The sequence below is a fragment of the Candidatus Avelusimicrobium sp. genome, assembly GCF_056976295.1.
The window spans coordinates 1-15,903 of record NZ_DBMCTG010000022.1 but is presented as its reverse complement, the minus strand read 5'-3'; the positions used below and the strand labels follow the sequence as shown (position 1 = coordinate 15,903).

Annotated in this window: 19 protein-coding genes; 5 read left to right on the top strand and 14 right to left on the bottom strand. The window is 41.3% G+C overall.

All coding sequences use genetic code 11. The features are described 5' to 3' along the window. Positions 1–1,496 (top strand): AAA domain-containing protein (locus ACZOTW_RS07285; protein ID WP_483997909.1); only part of this gene is annotated, 1,496 nt, incomplete at its 5' end. 56 nt (positions 1,497–1,552) lie between these two features. Here ACZOTW_RS07285 and ACZOTW_RS07280 read toward each other — a convergent pair. The 6 genes from ACZOTW_RS07280 to ACZOTW_RS07255 form a co-directional block, all read right to left on the bottom strand. Further along, positions 1,553–1,765, bottom strand: a complete 213-nt coding sequence (locus tag ACZOTW_RS07280) for a hypothetical protein (RefSeq protein ID WP_483997908.1) — start codon at positions 1,763–1,765, stop codon at positions 1,553–1,555. A gap of 83 nt (positions 1,766–1,848) precedes the next feature. Next, positions 1,849–2,721: a hypothetical protein gene (locus ACZOTW_RS07275; RefSeq protein ID WP_483997907.1), complete on the bottom strand. Its 873-nt coding sequence runs from the start codon at positions 2,719–2,721 to the stop codon at positions 1,849–1,851. A 97-nt stretch (positions 2,722–2,818) separates the two neighbouring features. After that, entirely contained in the window at positions 2,819–4,303 is a 1,485-nt protein-coding gene (gene terL, locus ACZOTW_RS07270) for a phage terminase large subunit (RefSeq protein WP_483997906.1), read from the bottom strand. Next, positions 4,281–4,703, bottom strand: a complete 423-nt coding sequence (locus ACZOTW_RS07265; protein WP_483997905.1) for a DUF5681 domain-containing protein — start codon at positions 4,701–4,703, stop codon at positions 4,281–4,283. The genes terL and ACZOTW_RS07265 overlap by 23 nt, the downstream gene beginning before the upstream one ends. Next, complete coding sequence (locus tag ACZOTW_RS07260) at positions 4,684–5,949, bottom strand: site-specific DNA-methyltransferase (RefSeq protein ID WP_483997904.1); 1,266 nt, start codon at positions 5,947–5,949, stop codon at positions 4,684–4,686. The genes ACZOTW_RS07265 and ACZOTW_RS07260 overlap by 20 nt, the downstream gene beginning before the upstream one ends. 92 nt (positions 5,950–6,041) lie before the next feature. Beyond that, the gene (locus tag ACZOTW_RS07255) at positions 6,042–6,875 is read right to left on the bottom strand and encodes a hypothetical protein (RefSeq protein WP_483997903.1); all 834 of its coding nucleotides are present in this window, start codon (positions 6,873–6,875) and stop codon (positions 6,042–6,044) included. A gap of 395 nt (positions 6,876–7,270) precedes the next feature. Between ACZOTW_RS07255 and ACZOTW_RS07250 the strand changes: the two genes are divergently transcribed. Genes ACZOTW_RS07250 through ACZOTW_RS07240 form a run of 3 tightly spaced genes read left to right on the top strand, consistent with a single transcriptional unit; the run spans position 7,271 to position 9,029 of the window. Beyond that, positions 7,271–7,693 carry a hypothetical protein gene (locus tag ACZOTW_RS07250; protein WP_483997902.1) on the top strand — a complete coding sequence of 141 codons (423 nt, stop codon included), beginning with the start codon at positions 7,271–7,273 and terminating at the stop codon, positions 7,691–7,693. A 9-nt stretch (positions 7,694–7,702) separates the two neighbouring features. Then, positions 7,703–8,158 carry a hypothetical protein gene (locus tag ACZOTW_RS07245; protein WP_483997901.1) on the top strand — a complete coding sequence of 152 codons (456 nt, stop codon included), beginning with the start codon at positions 7,703–7,705 and terminating at the stop codon, positions 8,156–8,158. A gap of 22 nt (positions 8,159–8,180) precedes the next feature. Continuing rightward, a complete protein-coding gene (locus ACZOTW_RS07240; protein ID WP_483997900.1) occupies positions 8,181–9,029 on the top strand; it encodes a GIY-YIG nuclease family protein in 849 nt (282 codons plus the stop codon). Positions 9,030–9,059: 30 nt separating this feature from the next. Here ACZOTW_RS07240 and ACZOTW_RS07235 read toward each other — a convergent pair whose 3' ends face one another. After that, positions 9,060–9,989: a helix-turn-helix transcriptional regulator gene (locus tag ACZOTW_RS07235; protein WP_483997899.1), complete on the bottom strand. Its 930-nt coding sequence runs from the start codon at positions 9,987–9,989 to the stop codon at positions 9,060–9,062. 80 nt (positions 9,990–10,069) lie between these two features. Here ACZOTW_RS07235 and ACZOTW_RS07230 point away from each other — a divergent pair, with 80 nt between their 5' ends. Beyond that, positions 10,070–10,549, top strand: a complete 480-nt coding sequence (locus ACZOTW_RS07230; RefSeq protein WP_483997898.1) for a hypothetical protein — start codon at positions 10,070–10,072, stop codon at positions 10,547–10,549. A 390-nt stretch (positions 10,550–10,939) separates the two neighbouring features. On the opposite strand, the gene ACZOTW_RS07225 is transcribed toward ACZOTW_RS07230, so the two are convergent. The 7 genes from ACZOTW_RS07225 to ACZOTW_RS07195 all read right to left on the bottom strand — a co-directional run. Continuing rightward, positions 10,940–12,559: a recombinase family protein gene (locus ACZOTW_RS07225; RefSeq protein WP_483997897.1), complete on the bottom strand. Its 1,620-nt coding sequence runs from the start codon at positions 12,557–12,559 to the stop codon at positions 10,940–10,942. Beyond that, the gene (locus tag ACZOTW_RS07220) at positions 12,546–12,995 is read right to left on the bottom strand and encodes a DUF2924 domain-containing protein (protein WP_483997896.1); all 450 of its coding nucleotides are present in this window, start codon (positions 12,993–12,995) and stop codon (positions 12,546–12,548) included. The genes ACZOTW_RS07225 and ACZOTW_RS07220 overlap by 14 nt, the downstream gene beginning before the upstream one ends. Then, positions 12,985–13,191 (bottom strand): DUF5681 domain-containing protein, encoded by a 207-nt coding sequence (locus ACZOTW_RS07215; RefSeq protein WP_428044524.1) that lies wholly within the window; start codon positions 13,189–13,191, stop codon positions 12,985–12,987. The genes ACZOTW_RS07220 and ACZOTW_RS07215 overlap by 11 nt, the downstream gene beginning before the upstream one ends. Continuing rightward, positions 13,188–13,496, bottom strand: a complete 309-nt coding sequence (locus ACZOTW_RS07210) for a DUF2924 domain-containing protein (RefSeq protein WP_428044523.1) — start codon at positions 13,494–13,496, stop codon at positions 13,188–13,190. Before ACZOTW_RS07210 ends, ACZOTW_RS07215 begins: the two co-directional genes overlap by 4 nt. Before the next feature lie 77 nt (positions 13,497–13,573). Continuing rightward, positions 13,574–14,443, bottom strand: coding sequence for a glucose-1-phosphate thymidylyltransferase RfbA (rfbA, locus tag ACZOTW_RS07205; protein ID WP_483997895.1), 870 nt, complete (start codon positions 14,441–14,443; stop codon positions 13,574–13,576). Positions 14,444–14,450: 7 nt separating this feature from the next. Next, positions 14,451–15,521, bottom strand: a complete 1,071-nt coding sequence (locus ACZOTW_RS07200) for a glycosyltransferase family 2 protein (RefSeq protein WP_483997894.1) — start codon at positions 15,519–15,521, stop codon at positions 14,451–14,453. A 13-nt stretch (positions 15,522–15,534) separates the two neighbouring features. Next, positions 15,535–15,903: hypothetical protein (locus tag ACZOTW_RS07195; protein ID WP_483997893.1), on the bottom strand; the 369-nt coding region annotated here is incomplete at its 5' end.

Genomic DNA, 15,903 nt, shown 5'->3' with positions numbered 1-15,903 from the left:
AAATAAATAGTGAAATTGATTTAAAACAAAAAATTCTTGATAAATTCGATTTTGATGGAAAAATGCGAGAATATACTCTTCTATCCCTTAAATTATTAAAATCCAAACTTAGTTTAAAATATGCAAAGCGGCAACGACAGATTTATAATTTAGACGAACTGTGGAAAAATTCTCAACAATTTTTACAAGATTATCCGGTTATACTAAGTACAACTTACTCCTTAAGGTCGAGTCTATCACATCGAGTAATGTATGACTATGTAATTATAGATGAATCCTCACAAGTTGATCTTACCACAGGTGCATTAGCCTTATCCTGTGCTAAAAATGCTGTTATTGTAGGAGATTCAAAACAATTACCTAATGTGGTCAAGGCAGATATACAAAAAGAAACTGATAACATCTTCAAATACTATGCAATGCCAAATCCCTATCGCTATAGTAATCATAGCTTCTTGGAATCAATTCTGGAACTATTCCCTCTAATTCCACAAACAATGCTCAGGGAGCATTACCGATGCCATCCGAAAATTATTGGATTTTGTAATGACAAATTTTACAAAGGGCAACTTATTATTCTCTCAAAAGAGGGAAATTCGCGTGCGCCATTGGTCCTATACAAAACTGTGCCTGGAAACCATGCGCGCGGCCATCTTAACCAACGACAGATTGATGTTATTAAACAGGAAGTATTGCCACAAGAGGACTTACTCAATACGCAGGAGAGTGTGGGAATAGTTACGCCATATCGCCAACAAACCAACGCGTTGCAGCTTGCCTTTCAGGAAACAAAAATTCAAGCTGATACCGTGGATAAATTCCAAGGCAGGGAAAAAGATGTAATCATTTTAACAACCGTCGATAACCAAATCTCAGAATTTACCGATCAGCCTAATCGGCTAAATGTAGCAATCTCACGTGCAAAAAATCAACTAATCGTAGTAACCAATGGGAATGATGACAATCGAGAGGGCTACTTGCAAGACTTAATCAAATACATAGAATACAATAATCTTAAAACCAATCAGAGCCACATTCAATCTGTTTTTGATTATCTTTATCATCAATATGAAGCCCTTCGTCAGCAGATGTTAAAGAACAAAAGAGTCTCTGTTTACGATAGTGAAAATTTAGTGCATCAACTAATTCTGGGTATTTTGAAACTAGAGGAATTTTCATCATTGCAAGTTGCTTTACATGTGCCGTTGCGCAGATTGATAAAAAATTTCTCCGCTTTAACTTCCGATGAGAAAAAATATGTTTCTCATCCAAACACCCATGTCGATTTTCTGATTTTTAATCGCATGGATAAAATTCCACAGCTTGTGATTGAAGTGGACGGAGTACAACATCATAAGGAAGGTTCAAAACAATACCAAAGAGATCAGCTAAAAAATCATATCTTATATAAGTATCGTATCCCTTTACTTCGCCTCAGGACTACAGGAAGCGGCGAAAAGCTAAAAATAATCTCTGCGCTACGAAGCTCTTTGTAATTTTTCATTTTAGAAAGAATACCCCGCCGTTCGGGCGAGGTATTCAAGGAATTTATTTATAACCGTTGGACAAATACCATCATGTCATAAATAGATTTTATACGCTGGTTTATATGCTCTAGACCGCATAAACCGCCAATCACCAGATTGATATTGTTTTCCTCAATACCCTCCTTTGCATATTCCAGCTTCTGTTTCATCTCTTGCTCAAGGGAAGACAACATTCCGACGCAACTTTTTAGTATGGCTAATTTTTCTTCTTTTCCCATAATTTTCTCCTTTTTGAATTGTCCGGCATTCCATTACCGCTTACTATGGAGAAATAAGTCAAGTACGATTTATAAACGCTCTTTCAAACAATTTTATCCCTAAAATCCACCACATTGAATTGGTGTAAGAAAATAGCATAAGAACGCGGTAAACGCACGTTGTATAACATACGTAATTCAACCTGCTCCAGGGGTGAAAAATCCTGTTCAATAATTTTTGTCTCCCCCGTATCGCCCGTTACGTCCACAAGGGTATTCGCCCCAGGGATACACCAATTTAGCAACCCCACAAAATCACACACGCTGCCCAGCAACCCAAAAGGACGCAAATTGGCATATATGTCCGGATATTGGCACATTTTTTGATCAAGCGTTGCATTAACTAATATAATTTTCCTCTTTTGCAGCGCAATACGCTTTAAATTGAGAAAAAATCCCTCACTTTTCCCCCCTATTTCAAGCGGAAAAGCATCTATCAACAGAACTTGACCTTTAGATGTTTCAAAATCACTCCACTGTGCAGAGGGTAAACTCAACTCACTAAGCCAAAGCGGCAGTCTCCCTAAAAATTGGCCCGCCCGTTTTATGTGCTCCGTATCTCCCCCAATTACGCCCCACTGCAAGGACGAGTACGATATCTTTAACTCGGCTGATAACAAATATGTCAGCCAGCGCTCTACTGGCTCAGCACATGAATAGACGTGAGCGGGTACTTGTTGTTTCCAACACAGCGTATGCAAAATAAACGCCAAAAATACCGTATTAATTTGTTTATGACCCCCAACCAGTAAAAATACATCTCCGGGGCGCAATCCGCCAATTTGCCAGTCCAATCCTTTCACCCCCGTACAAAAGCCTGCTTGGGCTAGTTTTGCCCGCTTGGAAGGTGTCTGCGCCTGATAGTCTACGTCCGATAAAAATTTTTCTACTAAACGCTTTGTTTCGAATGTAATCATTATTCCTCCTGACCTATTACGCCTTACTCAGGCCAAATAAGTCAAGTTTATGATACCAAAGGGAGCCGACAGCCCTTTATCGGTTTCCTTATACCCCTTATACATTATCCAGCCACGCCAGACTTTTACGGTCTTGCTGTTCGTACGTCAACAACTGGGAAAGGGCATCACACTGGTCATCGTGCCGTCCATTTGGAAATTGCAATAATTCCCGTTCAAAATCAGCCCACCAAGCGGGTTTGTCATCCGGGAACAAACAGGAGCCGTTTTCAAGCAAATGGGAAACCGTTTTTAATCGCGTCGCCTTATCCTGCACGGGTTTAATGGGCTTAATATTGCTCCCAAACTCTTTTCCCAAAACTTGCCCTAATCCCCCCCCGCTATTCATATCTTCTATTAAGATTTCCGGCAAATAAGGGTTGATAGCACGGTATTTTATCTTGCATTCTTGAGCCATACGGCGGGCAGCTTCCAACAAGGCGGGGAACTCCAGCTTATCGCGATATACATCCAGCACCCATACCCGGCGGCGCGAATCATGCGCATACGTGATACACACCGAATAATCGTTATCCTCCCCGGCTTTACTGGCCGTATCCCAGCTTTGGCATATCCGCAATTTTTGCCGCCCGGTACGCACCCGCTCCCGCAGTTCGTTTCGGTTATACAAATGCAGCCACTCCCGCCGAATAATATTGCCGCCTAAACACTCCGGGGCCTGCTGGTACTGGCTGGCAAACGCATAACTGCCCATGGTTGATTTGACGCGCTGTAAATCTGCTAAACTTTCACGGGCGGCGTGTAAGGGCTTCCCAACCCGCCGCCTGCATATATAGGGGCGGCCGTCCGGACGAACCAGCGGCCACGCTTCATCCTCCATAGCAATAGCGGGCATTTTAATCAAGCGAAACGAAGGGTCTATTTCTTGCAAATGCCCCGTTAAGTCGTTCAAATGCGTCCGTTGCATGATGAGGAGTATTTTCCCGTTCGCCTTATCATCCAAACGGGAAAGCAGCGTGCTGCCATACCAATCGTTCACTTTGTTGCGAATAACGTCCGAACAGGCGTCCGCCGGCTTAATGGGGTCATCAATAATCAGCCAATTACCCCCACGCCCGGTAAGCGTTCCGCTAATGGAGGTGGAAAACCGCCCGCCGCCGGCCGTCGTCTCCAAGTCCGTCACTCGCTGGCGGGTTAACCGCGTAAACGGAAACAATTCCTGATACCAATCACTTTCCATTACTTTGCGTTGGTCAGAGGCCAGTTTTATCGCGAGTTCGTCGGAATAACTTACGCACAAAATCCGCTCTTTGGGGTTATGCCCCAGCAGAAAAGCCGGCAGCGCGACCGAACAAATAATGGACTTCATATACCGCGGAGGAACGTTGATAATCACCCGTTTATCTTTTCCCAAGCGCATGTCCTCCGCCGCCTGGCAAATCACGTCAACATGCCAATTATCCAAATACTGCGAATTTCCGGCAGTTTCGTTAAACACTTTAACGGAGAACGATTTAAAATCTACCCGCAAAAGCGCATTTAAAACTCGTTGTTCATCATTATTTTTCGGTTCTATTAACATACATTGCTAAAATTTCCTTATCGTTTTGCGAAAGGGCCGCCACCTTTTGGGCAATTTCCTTTTCGGCTTGTTCCATTTTTAGGATATATGGCAACAATACATTGATAGCCCGCATATCCCCTTGCAATGCCTTATTAACAAGCGTTGTAATCATTACGGCATACTTGGGCATTTTATGTTTAGTGCCCGATTTAACTACCTCTATCGGCTGGTTGAGCGTTTGCCGGAGCAGGGTATTAAAGTTTTTATGTCCCTTTGTGCACCCCTTGGGGTTGCCCGACTGCCCAGCTTGAAACCGTGTGTGTACAGGCGGTTTAGAGTACCCGACCTCATATGCGGAGTTGTTCTGCGGTGCTGGCAGCTCCGGCGCGGCAGCCGGCTTATTTCTTCGTATTTTCATTTATGTCCTCACGTTGCAATAGTTTGAGCTCTTTGCCGCCCATTTGCTCGTAGCGGTATAAGATAACGTCGCAATAATGCGGGTCAATTTCTATAATCCGCGCCTGACGACCCGTACGTTCGGCGGCTAAGAGCGTACTGCCACTGCCGCCGAAGGGGTCCAACACAATCCCCTTACGTGAGCTGGCGTCCAACAGAATGTCCGCCAGTAATCCGACGGGTTTAACAGTCGGATGAAGGTGGATGTTGGCTTTATTTACCTTGTTTTTAATAAAAATACCCGGATAATCCCACACGTTCGTGCGGTAGCGGCAATGAACCCCCAGTTCAATGTTGTTGGTATGGGGCGCATCCCCGTTCTTGAACACGAAAACCAGTTCATGCTGGCTGCGGTACAAACTGCCCATTCCGCCACTTAATTTATTCCACACACAAACATTTTTAAGCGCGGTATACGCAGACATCCCCGCCGACAAAATCTCCCCCATATGCCGCCAATCCATAAACGCGTAATGTAAACTGCCAGGGATGCTGTATTCAGCAAGCAAGGTAAAAACGCCCTTTAAAAATTGGGAAAATTCGCTTTGGGACATTTCGCCGGACGCCATGGCAAACTCGCGGTATTTTTCACTGCTCCTTACATGGCCGGAAATTTTTACGTTATACGGCGGGTCCGTTACGATGAGATTGGCCTTTTCCGCGCCCAATAACCGACAGAAAGATGCGGGCTGGGTGCTATCCGCGCACAAGAGTTTATGCGCCCCCAACTGCCAAAGGTCGCCGGATTTTACCCGGGCAGGAATAGACTTCTCTAAAAAGTTGGCATTTTCTGGCGCAGGAGCGTCCGGTGGGGCCAGCAGCACATCTATTTCGGGAGTATCAAAACCCGTTAAAGTCAGGTCAAAGTCACCGTCTTCTATACTTTGTAACTCTTCCAGCTCTACTTTGAGGATGTTCTTATCCCAGCCGGAAAGTTCAGCTAGACGATTATCTGCCAAAATATAAGCCTTTTTCTGCGCCGGAGTCAGGTGGCTAATTACGACGGCAGGAACTTCTGTCAACCCGGCCAGTTTGGCGGCCTCCACACGGCCGTGCCCGGCCAAAATGCAGTTGTCTTTGTCTATCAGCACCGGATTGGTAAAACCAAACGATTTAATGCTTTTGGCAATTTGACGGATTTGCTTTGGACTGTGCGTCCGCGCGTTTTTAGGGTACGGCCTCAAAGCCGATATTTTGATTTGAGTCATAAAAAACTCCTTGTCCGTAATATAGTTTTAGACAAGGAGTAGTTTAGAATTATTAAAGAATTTTCCCCATAACGCCAAAATAATTTTTTTTGTTATGGTTCTTTAGCAGTAATAATTTGGCTTGCTTTTTTGCGGATTCTATAGACTTGTTGGTTGATTTGCTCCACACTACCCACGTTGCCAGCAGATTCGGATAAAGCAATGGGATGTATTTTTTCTAAAACCTGTTCACTGGTCAGATTATTTTCTTTTTCCTCCAGGATTTGTGCTTCCTTATCCGAAACAGAGATATCCATAACAGCTGGGAATTGCTTAAAATATTGCTGTATTTTATCCCAATTTTCGTCAATAAAACTCTTTACCGCTTTTTTAGTTAAACTTGCCGAATTCAAGCTAATGCGGATTGGTATCCGGTATCCCCAGGCTCTCTTCTCAATATCTTCGGCCGTAGGAATATTAATAGCCAAAGGTTTCCAGCTGTCATTTATTCTCGCATCAACGATTCCACAATAAAATAAACCTGCTATTTGATGTTGAAGCGGACTCCCGATATTATGTTCTCTAATAAAATCTAAAATGCGCTGCTGGGCTTGGTGGCGGTACTCTTCCGGCAAAGCATTTCCATAGCAAAATATAGGATGACCTGCACCCCGTTGTTTATTACGAATAATATCTATATTTTTAACAAAATCTAATCCTTCCTCCGGCAAATTAAACTCTCGTCTAAATTCTTCTATGCCTCTCTTGAGAATGGGATTATTAGATAATACTTTGATGAAATTAAAAGCATCTTTAGAATATCGCTTGTTGGTAGATTTTGGCAACTCTTTCCAAGAATATACCACGCTGTATTGGCCGCACGCAGTCTGTAATGGATTTTCTGATTCCAAACCTTCGGTCCACGAAATTAAAAGTCCTATTTTCATGCGCTCCCCCTTTCTCTCTATATAGCAAATTTAGATAAGGATGTTTGAGGCGAAACAACCACTGTTTGCGCGAAAAAGATTATAATATAAGAGTTGTTGTAAGTACAATTTGCTTTTGGCTTGTTTTTGGCGTTATGCGTCTGGCATAGCCCCGCCGGATTACTCCGGCGAGCTGAGAAACGAAAACGAAGCCGTCTTTTAGCACGCCCCCTTTCGGGAGCGTGCTGGCGGCATATCGTTTTGGGTCGGTTCTCAGCTACCCGGAAAGATTGCCGCTTTTTTCTTGCCTAGTTTATCTTACCAATCAAAAGCGACAAACGTTTGTCGGAAATGTTTTCTAACATTTACTTGATGTTTAGCCCAGTTGTAAGGCTAAATAAGAACAAGGAGGCAATATGTTTTTCTTCTCAAATTCAGAAAAATCAGAAATAGAAAGGCAATATCGCAGTTATGTGGGGAATTTACCCTACCAGCTGCCCTATGACTTAAAAAATAAAATCACCCGTGCCGCGGAGGAGTTAAAAACGCTGCAAATGCGCCGTTACGAAAAGAAAACCGCCCTCTTGCGTCAGCAAGAACAAGAGGAAAGACGGGAGAAAGATTCTTTCCAGCAACATAAACGCCAAATTGAACAACGCTGGCAAAGAGAGATAGAGGAACTCACCCGACAATACAAAAGAAAAGCCGAGGAAATTTCCGCCCGTTACAAACGTGAAACGGACGCCCTTTCCCGGGCTGACCAATATACGGAAGAGCGCTTGGTAAATCAAATTAAAGAATGCCAACAGGAAATACAGAATTGGCAGAATAAAAAATAGGAGGAACGTATGGTATTAGATGAAATTTTTAAGGAGTCGAGTTCTTTTTACGCTAGACGCATGGAAGATTTAATGAAAAGCCGCTTCATATCCCAAAGATTTAAATGCTTCGACCCCTGTGTTGACGATGACGGAACCGACTGTGTCATTAAATCCCCAAGCGGGCAGTTTTTTGAAATTCAAATCAAAGCCCGCAAAGGCGAAGTGAGTAAAAAAGGAATAGGGCGGTTTGAGGTAAAAAACCCGGGAATCCGGCCTAATTATTACTATCTGTTCTATGCGGAAATACCGGATATTATGTGGTTATTTTCCGCACAACAGTACTTGGAAGCCTGTTTCCGACATAAATCAGGAAAACACATGAATAAAACTTGGATTACGTTGCTTAACGACAGCGGAACCCCCGTCGCCAAATACAATGATTTCAAAGTCCAGAGAGAAGACTTTAAAGAAATATTTAAGTAGACCTCAGATAAGGAGAATTATCATGCCAATTACACTAAACGAAATCTTCAACTTAAACGAAGAGGAAATAAAAAACAGTAAGATAGAACTTAATATGAAAGCCGGTAAAGACGGAGAGTCTTTTCTGGATAGGTGGTTAAGACGAAGCGACACAGAAAAGAAAATGGGATATGGCACGAATTGGGATTGTTCTTTCTGGGGGTGGTATGGTAAAAGTAGACCAAATTTTCGGAAAGGGAATTGGGTGTTCAGTTTTGCGCGCTTCTCAGCTAATGAATGGTTATTTCTATCTGCAGCTAAAATCATAGAAGTTCCCAAAAACGCTTGGGCGAAAGTTGAAATTCTCAATCAATTTTCTCCGTTTTTCGGACGGTTAATTATACAATGTAATAAAGGAAACACTTTCAATCTCTATACGTTCAAATTAAGTAAATATATCGATAAATGTTCTGTTCTCGAAATTCTCCCTGACATTTACGAAGGAGACCAATTCCCCGGATATAATAAAGTACATTTGTCGTGGAACAAGTTAGAATACATTTTTAACCGTAAAAAGCCTGATTGGCTAAATGCTCTTTCCCAGCAAAAGGGGGTATATCTGATAACGGACAACAAAACTGGCAAGTTATATGTAGGCTCCGCCTCGGGCAACCAAGACGGACTTTGGCAACGCTGGGAGAAATATGTTAAAAATGGTCATGGAGGAAACAAAGAATTAGAAAAGTTAGATTTTAACTACATAAAGAAGAATTTTTCCTACAGTGTTTTGGAAAACTATAACTTTAATACCAGCCGTGAGGTAATTGTAGAAAGAGAAAATTGGTGGAAAGAAATTTTATCCACCACCGAGCATGGATATAACAAGAATTAAAACTGCCAGAGGAAAAAGAATGCGGGGTTTTCAACTCCGCATTCTTTTTGCCGCCTGTTCTAAAATTTGACCGATAATTTCTTTAAAATCTTCCGGTTCCACAAGCGTAATATGTTCCAGCCAACTAAGCGTCAGCGGGATAATCTCCCGGTAATTAGATACGCGCGTTTCCACCAAAATATCCCCGTTTTTCTGCTTTTTGAGGATTTTTTGCAGCGGGAAATACGCTTTTTTCTCAAAATACGGGGCAAACTCCACCGGAACCCAAAAACTCACTTTTTTATCCCGTTTCTCGCCAAACCAGATATTTTGGCTCTCTTGCAGCATTTTTTGGATATTTTTAGTAGGTTTAAAGTTCTTGTCCGTATTGATTGCGTCCAAAATACGGTCCAAGCGAAATTTTCGCACCTGTTTATAGGCATTGATACCCAGCAGATACCAAAAGCCGTCATAATTCATGATTTTAAGCGGTTTGAGTTCGTAGGTTAATTTCCGGCTCGTATCAGCCGCCAAGGACATCAACACTTCCGTATGCGTACGGATGCCTTGCTCCAATACTCGCGTAATTTTGGTTTCCTCGTATTTACTGCCCGCGGGCATTTTGATATAAAACGGGGATTCTTCGGGCGCGTTTAGCACCTTCTGCCGGAGCGAAGCAAGTGAATTTTGGAACGGTTTGCCCAGCGGGGAAATCACATCTTGCATAACAAGCAAGAGCGATGCCTCCGCTTGCGTTAAATTCATTTTTTTAAGCGAAAACCCTTCTGTAAACTTATATACCCCCGGCGCGGCTTTATAGACGGGAAATCCACCCGCATCAATATCATTGATATCGCGCTGAATAGTGCGTTCAGTCACGTCCAGCTCGCGCGCTTCGCGTTGAACGCGGATTTCTCCGCCGTCCAAGATATTAAGCAAATACAATAAACGGTTTAATTTTTTAAGGTTTTTCAGTTGCATAAGTTATTCTATCATGTCTAATTCATATTATATAATAGAATTAATAAACCGTTACTAATAATCACGAGGCACAACGTAATATGAAAATCGCAAAAATAATTCATTCTATTGCAGAAATATTTGAAGAAGACACTGCCACTCCCCAAGGAGCAGACTTATTTCGTAAAAAACAACTTATATTTTATCAGGTAGTACTAGAAAAACAATTTTCAGTGCGTTTTGCAATAAATACAGCTTTAATTTCTATTTCCACTGCTTGCCTTGCTTTACTTCCAACAGTAACAGAGCATTTATTTACTAAAGAAATACCTTGTATTCTTAAACCTCTTTTGTTCGAAGCACTAGTATGTTTCGTATTACTCATTCTATTATGTATTGTAATGTACGAACTAGATTCCAGACAACTCTTTCGATTAAATAAAGAAAATGATGGAGAAGATGCTAACATAGGACTTATTCCTAGCATAACTTCAACTCTGTTAACGATACAATACATCCTCTTGGGACTTGGGATTATTTTAGTAGGTATTATCTTTGGTTATGGAATATTTTATGCATAATAAATCAGCATTATATTGTGAAGAAGAACACCTTCCTAAAGGGATCAGACCGCCACAAAAACCTTCGCCGGACAAACCCATAAAAAGGAAATGACATATGAACAATTACGCTGAGGATGATTTAAGTGATATTTTGCCTCCGAAACCAATTAAACCTCCTAAGAGATAAACATAACCATGCCAACTAATAAAAAACATTTAGGTGGGATTGTCCCTCCTTTAAAAGATCCTTCTGGACATATCCCGGTAAAACCGCCAAAGAAATAAAGGATCTCCCTGAAAATTGTGTGGTTTTCCCCGCACATCAGGGCTAAGGACCGGCAACCCATCAAAAATTACTGCCCCGTTTCCGGGCCTTGGTCTCTAACGGGGAATTTGGGAGGATCCACTTCACTGGCTCCACACCTTTTCCTGCTCTGCAAAATCCATTTGGCTATCAGCAAGATTCATAAGCTCCCGCAACGTTAAATTAGCAGGATTCTTATATTCCAAAATATCCGCTACAATGCGTGGCGATAAATAGCACAAGTTGATATATCGCATAATGGTGCGCTTGGTCATGTGTTGTTCTTGCTCTAATTCTCTGATATTAAGGCCTTGTTCCATCCGTTTTTTCAGTTGCCACCCACGCGCCAACCCACGCACCAAACTCTCATTTAGTTGCCGTACTGTTAAAATATTCCGAGCACTCCCATTTTGCAATTTTACCGAAGACACATTATCCACCATAAAAGTACTACGCACATACAAATTATCTGCCATCCGCACTACCGATAATGCCTTACGCTCTTGTGTTTCGGTTATTTTGGGACAATTGATTAAATCGATTTTTATTTGTTTCTCATCCAAAAGAATGGTCAAATAATGCGCTTTCCCTGCCGTTTGGCATGTTGCCTTAACAATCCAGGAACGCATTTGTTTATTCGTTATTCCTATCCTATCGGCCAAGGGCTCTAATTCCTCCAAATCGGTCTGTCGGAGGACATCAAGCACGAAATTGTCCAATTGTTCCACGGGCAAGTAATGCCCGCCTACTCCATTGTAGTAATACAACAACTTCCTGTGTTGATTTTTTGAAGAAGTAAACCGGAACTTTTTCCCTTTATCATCGTATAACTTATCTGCCAAAACCGTTTTATGAAACTTATAGTGGCAAAATGCATTGGAGTCATGGATACGCCGACGGATTACAGTTTGCACCTGTTCCCACAATTCACGGGAAACAATGGGCTTATGTACTCCGTTATAGATTTTATTTTGGGCATAATGCGTGATTTTTCCAAGATAAACAGGGTTCGTTAGCATACGTTGTACCGTATTCTTTTTAAAGGGTTCGCCACCACGTTCCCGTTTGCTATGTTTGGTAACCCATCTTTTAGTATGTATTCCTTGCCCATTTAGCCACTCGGCTACTCCAAGCATATTTTGCGTTTCAAGATATTTTTGGAATACTTGCCGCACGATTTCGGCTTCCAGCTCATTTACCACAAGGTGCCTGTCGTTGATGTCATATCCTAAGGGCAAATTACCCCCCATCCAAAGGCCCTTGGCTTTACTGGCGGCGATTTTATCACGCACGCGCTCAGCTGATACTTCGCGCTCAAACTGGGCAAAAGATAAAAGCATATTAAGCGTTAATTTTCCCATAGAATTACTCGTATCAAACGATTGCGTGATAGACACAAAGTTACAACCATATTTATCAAACTCTTGCATCATTTTGTGGAAGTCTATAATAGAGCGCGACAGCCGGTCCACTTTATAGACAACGACTACCTGTATATTGCGGGCGCGGATATCGTTAAGAAGTGTTTTTAAGCCGGGGCGCTCCATCGTTCCGCCACTGATACCGCCGTCCGAATAGGTTTTATAGTATTCCCAGCCATTAAACGCTTGGGACAGAATATATGCCTTACACGCTTCCTCCTGATTTTGGAGCGAGTTAAACTCCATATCTAGACCGTGTTCAGTAGATTTACGGGTGTATATAGCACAATTAACTTTTGGCATTTTGCCTCCCCACCAATCCAAAAAACTTGGGGCCACTAATGTGACCCTGTGTTATCTTCTGCGCTATTGCTGTCAAATTAGGATAGATATCATGCTCCCACTCATATTCTTTCTCGCTTTTCACTATTACTTGATAAATCTGCCCTTTGTATTTTTTGGTTAGGATAGTTCCTATCGCTAAATTATATTTACATTTATGGGCCCGTTGGATATATTTCTCTGGATTACTGGCGTATTTATCCAGTCTAGTGATATACTTTTCAGCCAGTTTACAACTATACAATTCGCATTGAATGGCATACCACAAAGGTCTATATTTACCTTTTTGCCCCCGTAATTGATACCGATAGAATATATCCCAATAAAATTGGAGTTTTTCGTCTGGCAAGCCTTTGAGTTCATCAAAATTTTTGGGAAGATAGCATTTATTTCTCATTTAGTACCTTCCGAATGCGGTTTATCTTATGGGCCGAGTTTCCTTTGAAATAGTATGCCTTGGCTAATTCATCAAAAAACTTGATAGCAGTTTGTAAGAGTTCCGCTTCGCGCATTTTCTTGGGCCGCCCAAGCGGATTACCAGAACGCCCCTTTACAAACCGGTTTTTAATGGGTGGCAGCACGCGCGGCATCATTTGGACAATCCAAAGAATACATATCCGCTGATAGGCCGTTTGACGATATTCATCGCCACACGGGATATGCTTTTGTAGGTTTTGCCTTCATATTCAAAGCCGTTTTCCAACACTTTTACTTCTATGGTGTTACCTCGGTAGTTTTTAGTAATAATACTACCCGGTGCAGGCAAACGGCTATCCCGCGGCCGGACAGGCAAGTTTTTAAGCGGAGTTTCTTCGGTAGTGATAGGGTTAACTACCCGAAAAACAGCAGGTTGAGTAGGTTTGTTTTCGGGTACTGATTTTTTGGTTGTTTTCTTCATAACTTATCTCCTTAAATAAGCAATTTTTACTTCGTACTACATTCACGCTTACTATCGAGAGATAAGTCAAGTTGGTTCTAGTTCTTATTTAATAAACGACTCACATATTGATAATATGTATTAGACGGATATTTGGACAATGTTTGTGCTAACTCCGCTTTGGTAATAAACCCTTTCTTTAAAGCGATTTCTTCCAAGCACGCTATTTCTATCCCTTGGTTCAACTGCATACTATGCACAAAATTCGCCGCTTGTAGGACGCTTTCGTGCGTCCCCGTGTCTAACCACGCAAATCCACGCTCTAATCGCGCTACCTGCAAGGCATTATTGGCTAAATACACTTTGTTGAGGTCTGTAATTTCCAACTCTCCGCGCGAGGAAGGTTTTAATTGTTTGGCATAAGAAACAACCTTGTTATCATAAAAATATAGCCCAGTAACCGCAAAATTGCTTTTGGGGGTTTTAGGTTTTTCTTCCAAAGATACAGCGTTTCCGTCTTTATCAAAAGATACCACGCCAAATCGTTCCGGGTCTCTTACCTCGTACGCAAATACAGTGGCTCCCGCAGTATTTTGCTCAGCACTTTGTAAAATTTGCTCAAACCCGTTCCCATAAAAGATGTTATCCCCCAAAATAAGGGCCACTCTATCCGCGCCGATAAAATCTTCCCCTAATATAAAAGCATCCGCAATACCCTTTTTTACCAACTGCGGCACATAAGATAACGAAATACCCCATTGGGAGCCGTCCCCCAGCAATTTTTTAAAGTTTTCTATATCTTCGGGGGTTGTAATAATCAAAATATCTCGTATCCCCGCCATCATAAGGGAAGAAAGCGGGTAATAAATCATTGGTTTATCGTAAATAGGTAGTAAAATTTTGGAAATGGGCAAAGACGCCGGATACAACCGCGTACCTGCCCCGCCAGCTAAAATAATCCCTTTCATAATATTTTTACTTTTTTGGATTTAATCTTGATTTTAATTTGTACCATGGATTTAAAACAATCATTAAAATATTACGTATTTTTCTTAGTCTGCGCGGAAATTTTAAATCATTTTGTAAAACAGCCTGTTTGAAATGGCGAACTTTCCAACGAAACATTGCATTGCGGTTTGCAAACAGTTTCAAATCCAAGGATTCTATTTGAGAACGGATTAAATCATAAGCCTGTTTTACGGTATCACTAGACACATTACCTAAACGTCCAACAAATAGACGCTCATCCCCAATCAAAAGAACCATAAAATTAAACCAATATGTTTCTTTTACCTGTTCAAAAACGCCGTATTTTCGTAAATTTTCCGCCAAAAAAGCGAACTGACCTATTCCATCTATCAACATTCGCGTATTAGCATGAGATAAAGACCCTTTGCGGTTTACTCGGTAATATACTAAATATTTATTTTTTAAAAAACGAGCATTTTGACAATTAACGGCATAGGATACGGTAAAGGGAAAATCTTCTGCGGCGCCTTTATGGAATTGTAGTGATATATCGTGAATTTTTTGTCGTAAATATAATTTATTCCAAGCAAACGGCAACGCAAAAGAAAAGTTTGCGAAATCCGTCAAAGAATCTTTTCTTTCTTTTGCCAAGGAGTCCTTATGTGCCAGTTCCAAAGCCGTACTACGAGGACGCACAGAATTTGAAATAGCATCATATTCATAGAAACTACACATTGTTAAGTCTAATCTTTCTTTTTCAGCCACCTGATAGAGGTCATTCAGGGCATTAGGAGATAAGAAGTCATCGGAATCCAAAAAGAAAATATACTTACCATTTGCGTGTTTTAAGCCTGTATTACGGGCCGCTGATAATCCACTATTGGGTTGGCTAAGAATATGAAATCGAGAATCCCTCTCGATCCATTTATTTATTATTAGGGCGCTGTCGTCAGTAGAACCATCATTGACGACTAATGCTTCCCAGTCGGTAAAAGTTTGCTCCGAAACACTCTTTAAGCATTGTTCTAAATAGCGATGGGTATTGAAAACTGGAATAATTACACTAATTTTCGGCATATTAACGCTCCGTTTATAAACTAATATTTTGTAAAGCTTTTCCAATTTTTAGAGAAAAATATTCTTTCTTATATACTCGTCGTTTTGCGGCAGATGACAATTTCCATCTGAGATACGCCATAGAAATATTGCCAGATTGATTACATAAGCGTTTTATTAAGTCATCCCATTTTTGTGGAGCTTGATTTCTCAATAATTGGCCCAAGTTAGAACTTGGATTTTTCTGATAAAAATCAACAAAATACCCAAAGATTTCCGCAATATAAGATGTATAATCTTTATTGAATTGGCGTTCCGCATAAATGAAAAAATTCACATGTTTCCAGAAATTATTAACAAAGTATTTTTCATCATTGAACGGATGATACCAAAGACCTCCTGC

Excerpts from the sequence above, each read along its gene's own strand:
- ACZOTW_RS07200 (WP_483997894.1), bottom strand. The coding sequence starts at position 15,521 with ATGCCGAAAATTAGTGTAATTATTCCAGTTTTCAATACCCATCGCTAT.
- ACZOTW_RS07235 (WP_483997899.1), bottom strand. The coding sequence starts at position 9,989 with ATGCAACTGAAAAACCTTAAAAAATTAAACCGTTTATTGTATTTGCTT.
- ACZOTW_RS07225 (WP_483997897.1), bottom strand. The coding sequence starts at position 12,559 with ATGCCAAAAGTTAATTGTGCTATATACACCCGTAAATCTACTGAACAC.
- ACZOTW_RS07280 (WP_483997908.1), bottom strand. The coding sequence starts at position 1,765 with ATGGGAAAAGAAGAAAAATTAGCCATACTAAAAAGTTGCGTCGGAATG.
- ACZOTW_RS07260 (WP_483997904.1), bottom strand. The coding sequence starts at position 5,949 with ATGACTCAAATCAAAATATCGGCTTTGAGGCCGTACCCTAAAAACGCG.
- ACZOTW_RS07245 (WP_483997901.1), top strand. The coding sequence starts at position 7,703 with ATGGTATTAGATGAAATTTTTAAGGAGTCGAGTTCTTTTTACGCTAGA.
- ACZOTW_RS07275 (WP_483997907.1), bottom strand. The coding sequence starts at position 2,721 with ATGATTACATTCGAAACAAAGCGTTTAGTAGAAAAATTTTTATCGGAC.
- ACZOTW_RS07230 (WP_483997898.1), top strand. The coding sequence starts at position 10,070 with ATGAAAATCGCAAAAATAATTCATTCTATTGCAGAAATATTTGAAGAA.
- ACZOTW_RS07240 (WP_483997900.1), top strand. The coding sequence starts at position 8,181 with ATGCCAATTACACTAAACGAAATCTTCAACTTAAACGAAGAGGAAATA.
- terL (WP_483997906.1), bottom strand. The coding sequence starts at position 4,303 with ATGTTAATAGAACCGAAAAATAATGATGAACAACGAGTTTTAAATGCG.
- ACZOTW_RS07250 (WP_483997902.1), top strand. The coding sequence starts at position 7,271 with ATGTTTTTCTTCTCAAATTCAGAAAAATCAGAAATAGAAAGGCAATAT.
- ACZOTW_RS07210 (WP_428044523.1), bottom strand. The coding sequence starts at position 13,496 with ATGAAGAAAACAACCAAAAAATCAGTACCCGAAAACAAACCTACTCAA.
- rfbA (WP_483997895.1), bottom strand. The coding sequence starts at position 14,443 with ATGAAAGGGATTATTTTAGCTGGCGGGGCAGGTACGCGGTTGTATCCG.
- ACZOTW_RS07265 (WP_483997905.1), bottom strand. The coding sequence starts at position 4,703 with ATGAAAATACGAAGAAATAAGCCGGCTGCCGCGCCGGAGCTGCCAGCA.
- ACZOTW_RS07255 (WP_483997903.1), bottom strand. The coding sequence starts at position 6,875 with ATGAAAATAGGACTTTTAATTTCGTGGACCGAAGGTTTGGAATCAGAA.
- ACZOTW_RS07215 (WP_428044524.1), bottom strand. The coding sequence starts at position 13,191 with ATGATGCCGCGCGTGCTGCCACCCATTAAAAACCGGTTTGTAAAGGGG.
- ACZOTW_RS07220 (WP_483997896.1), bottom strand. The coding sequence starts at position 12,995 with ATGAGAAATAAATGCTATCTTCCCAAAAATTTTGATGAACTCAAAGGC.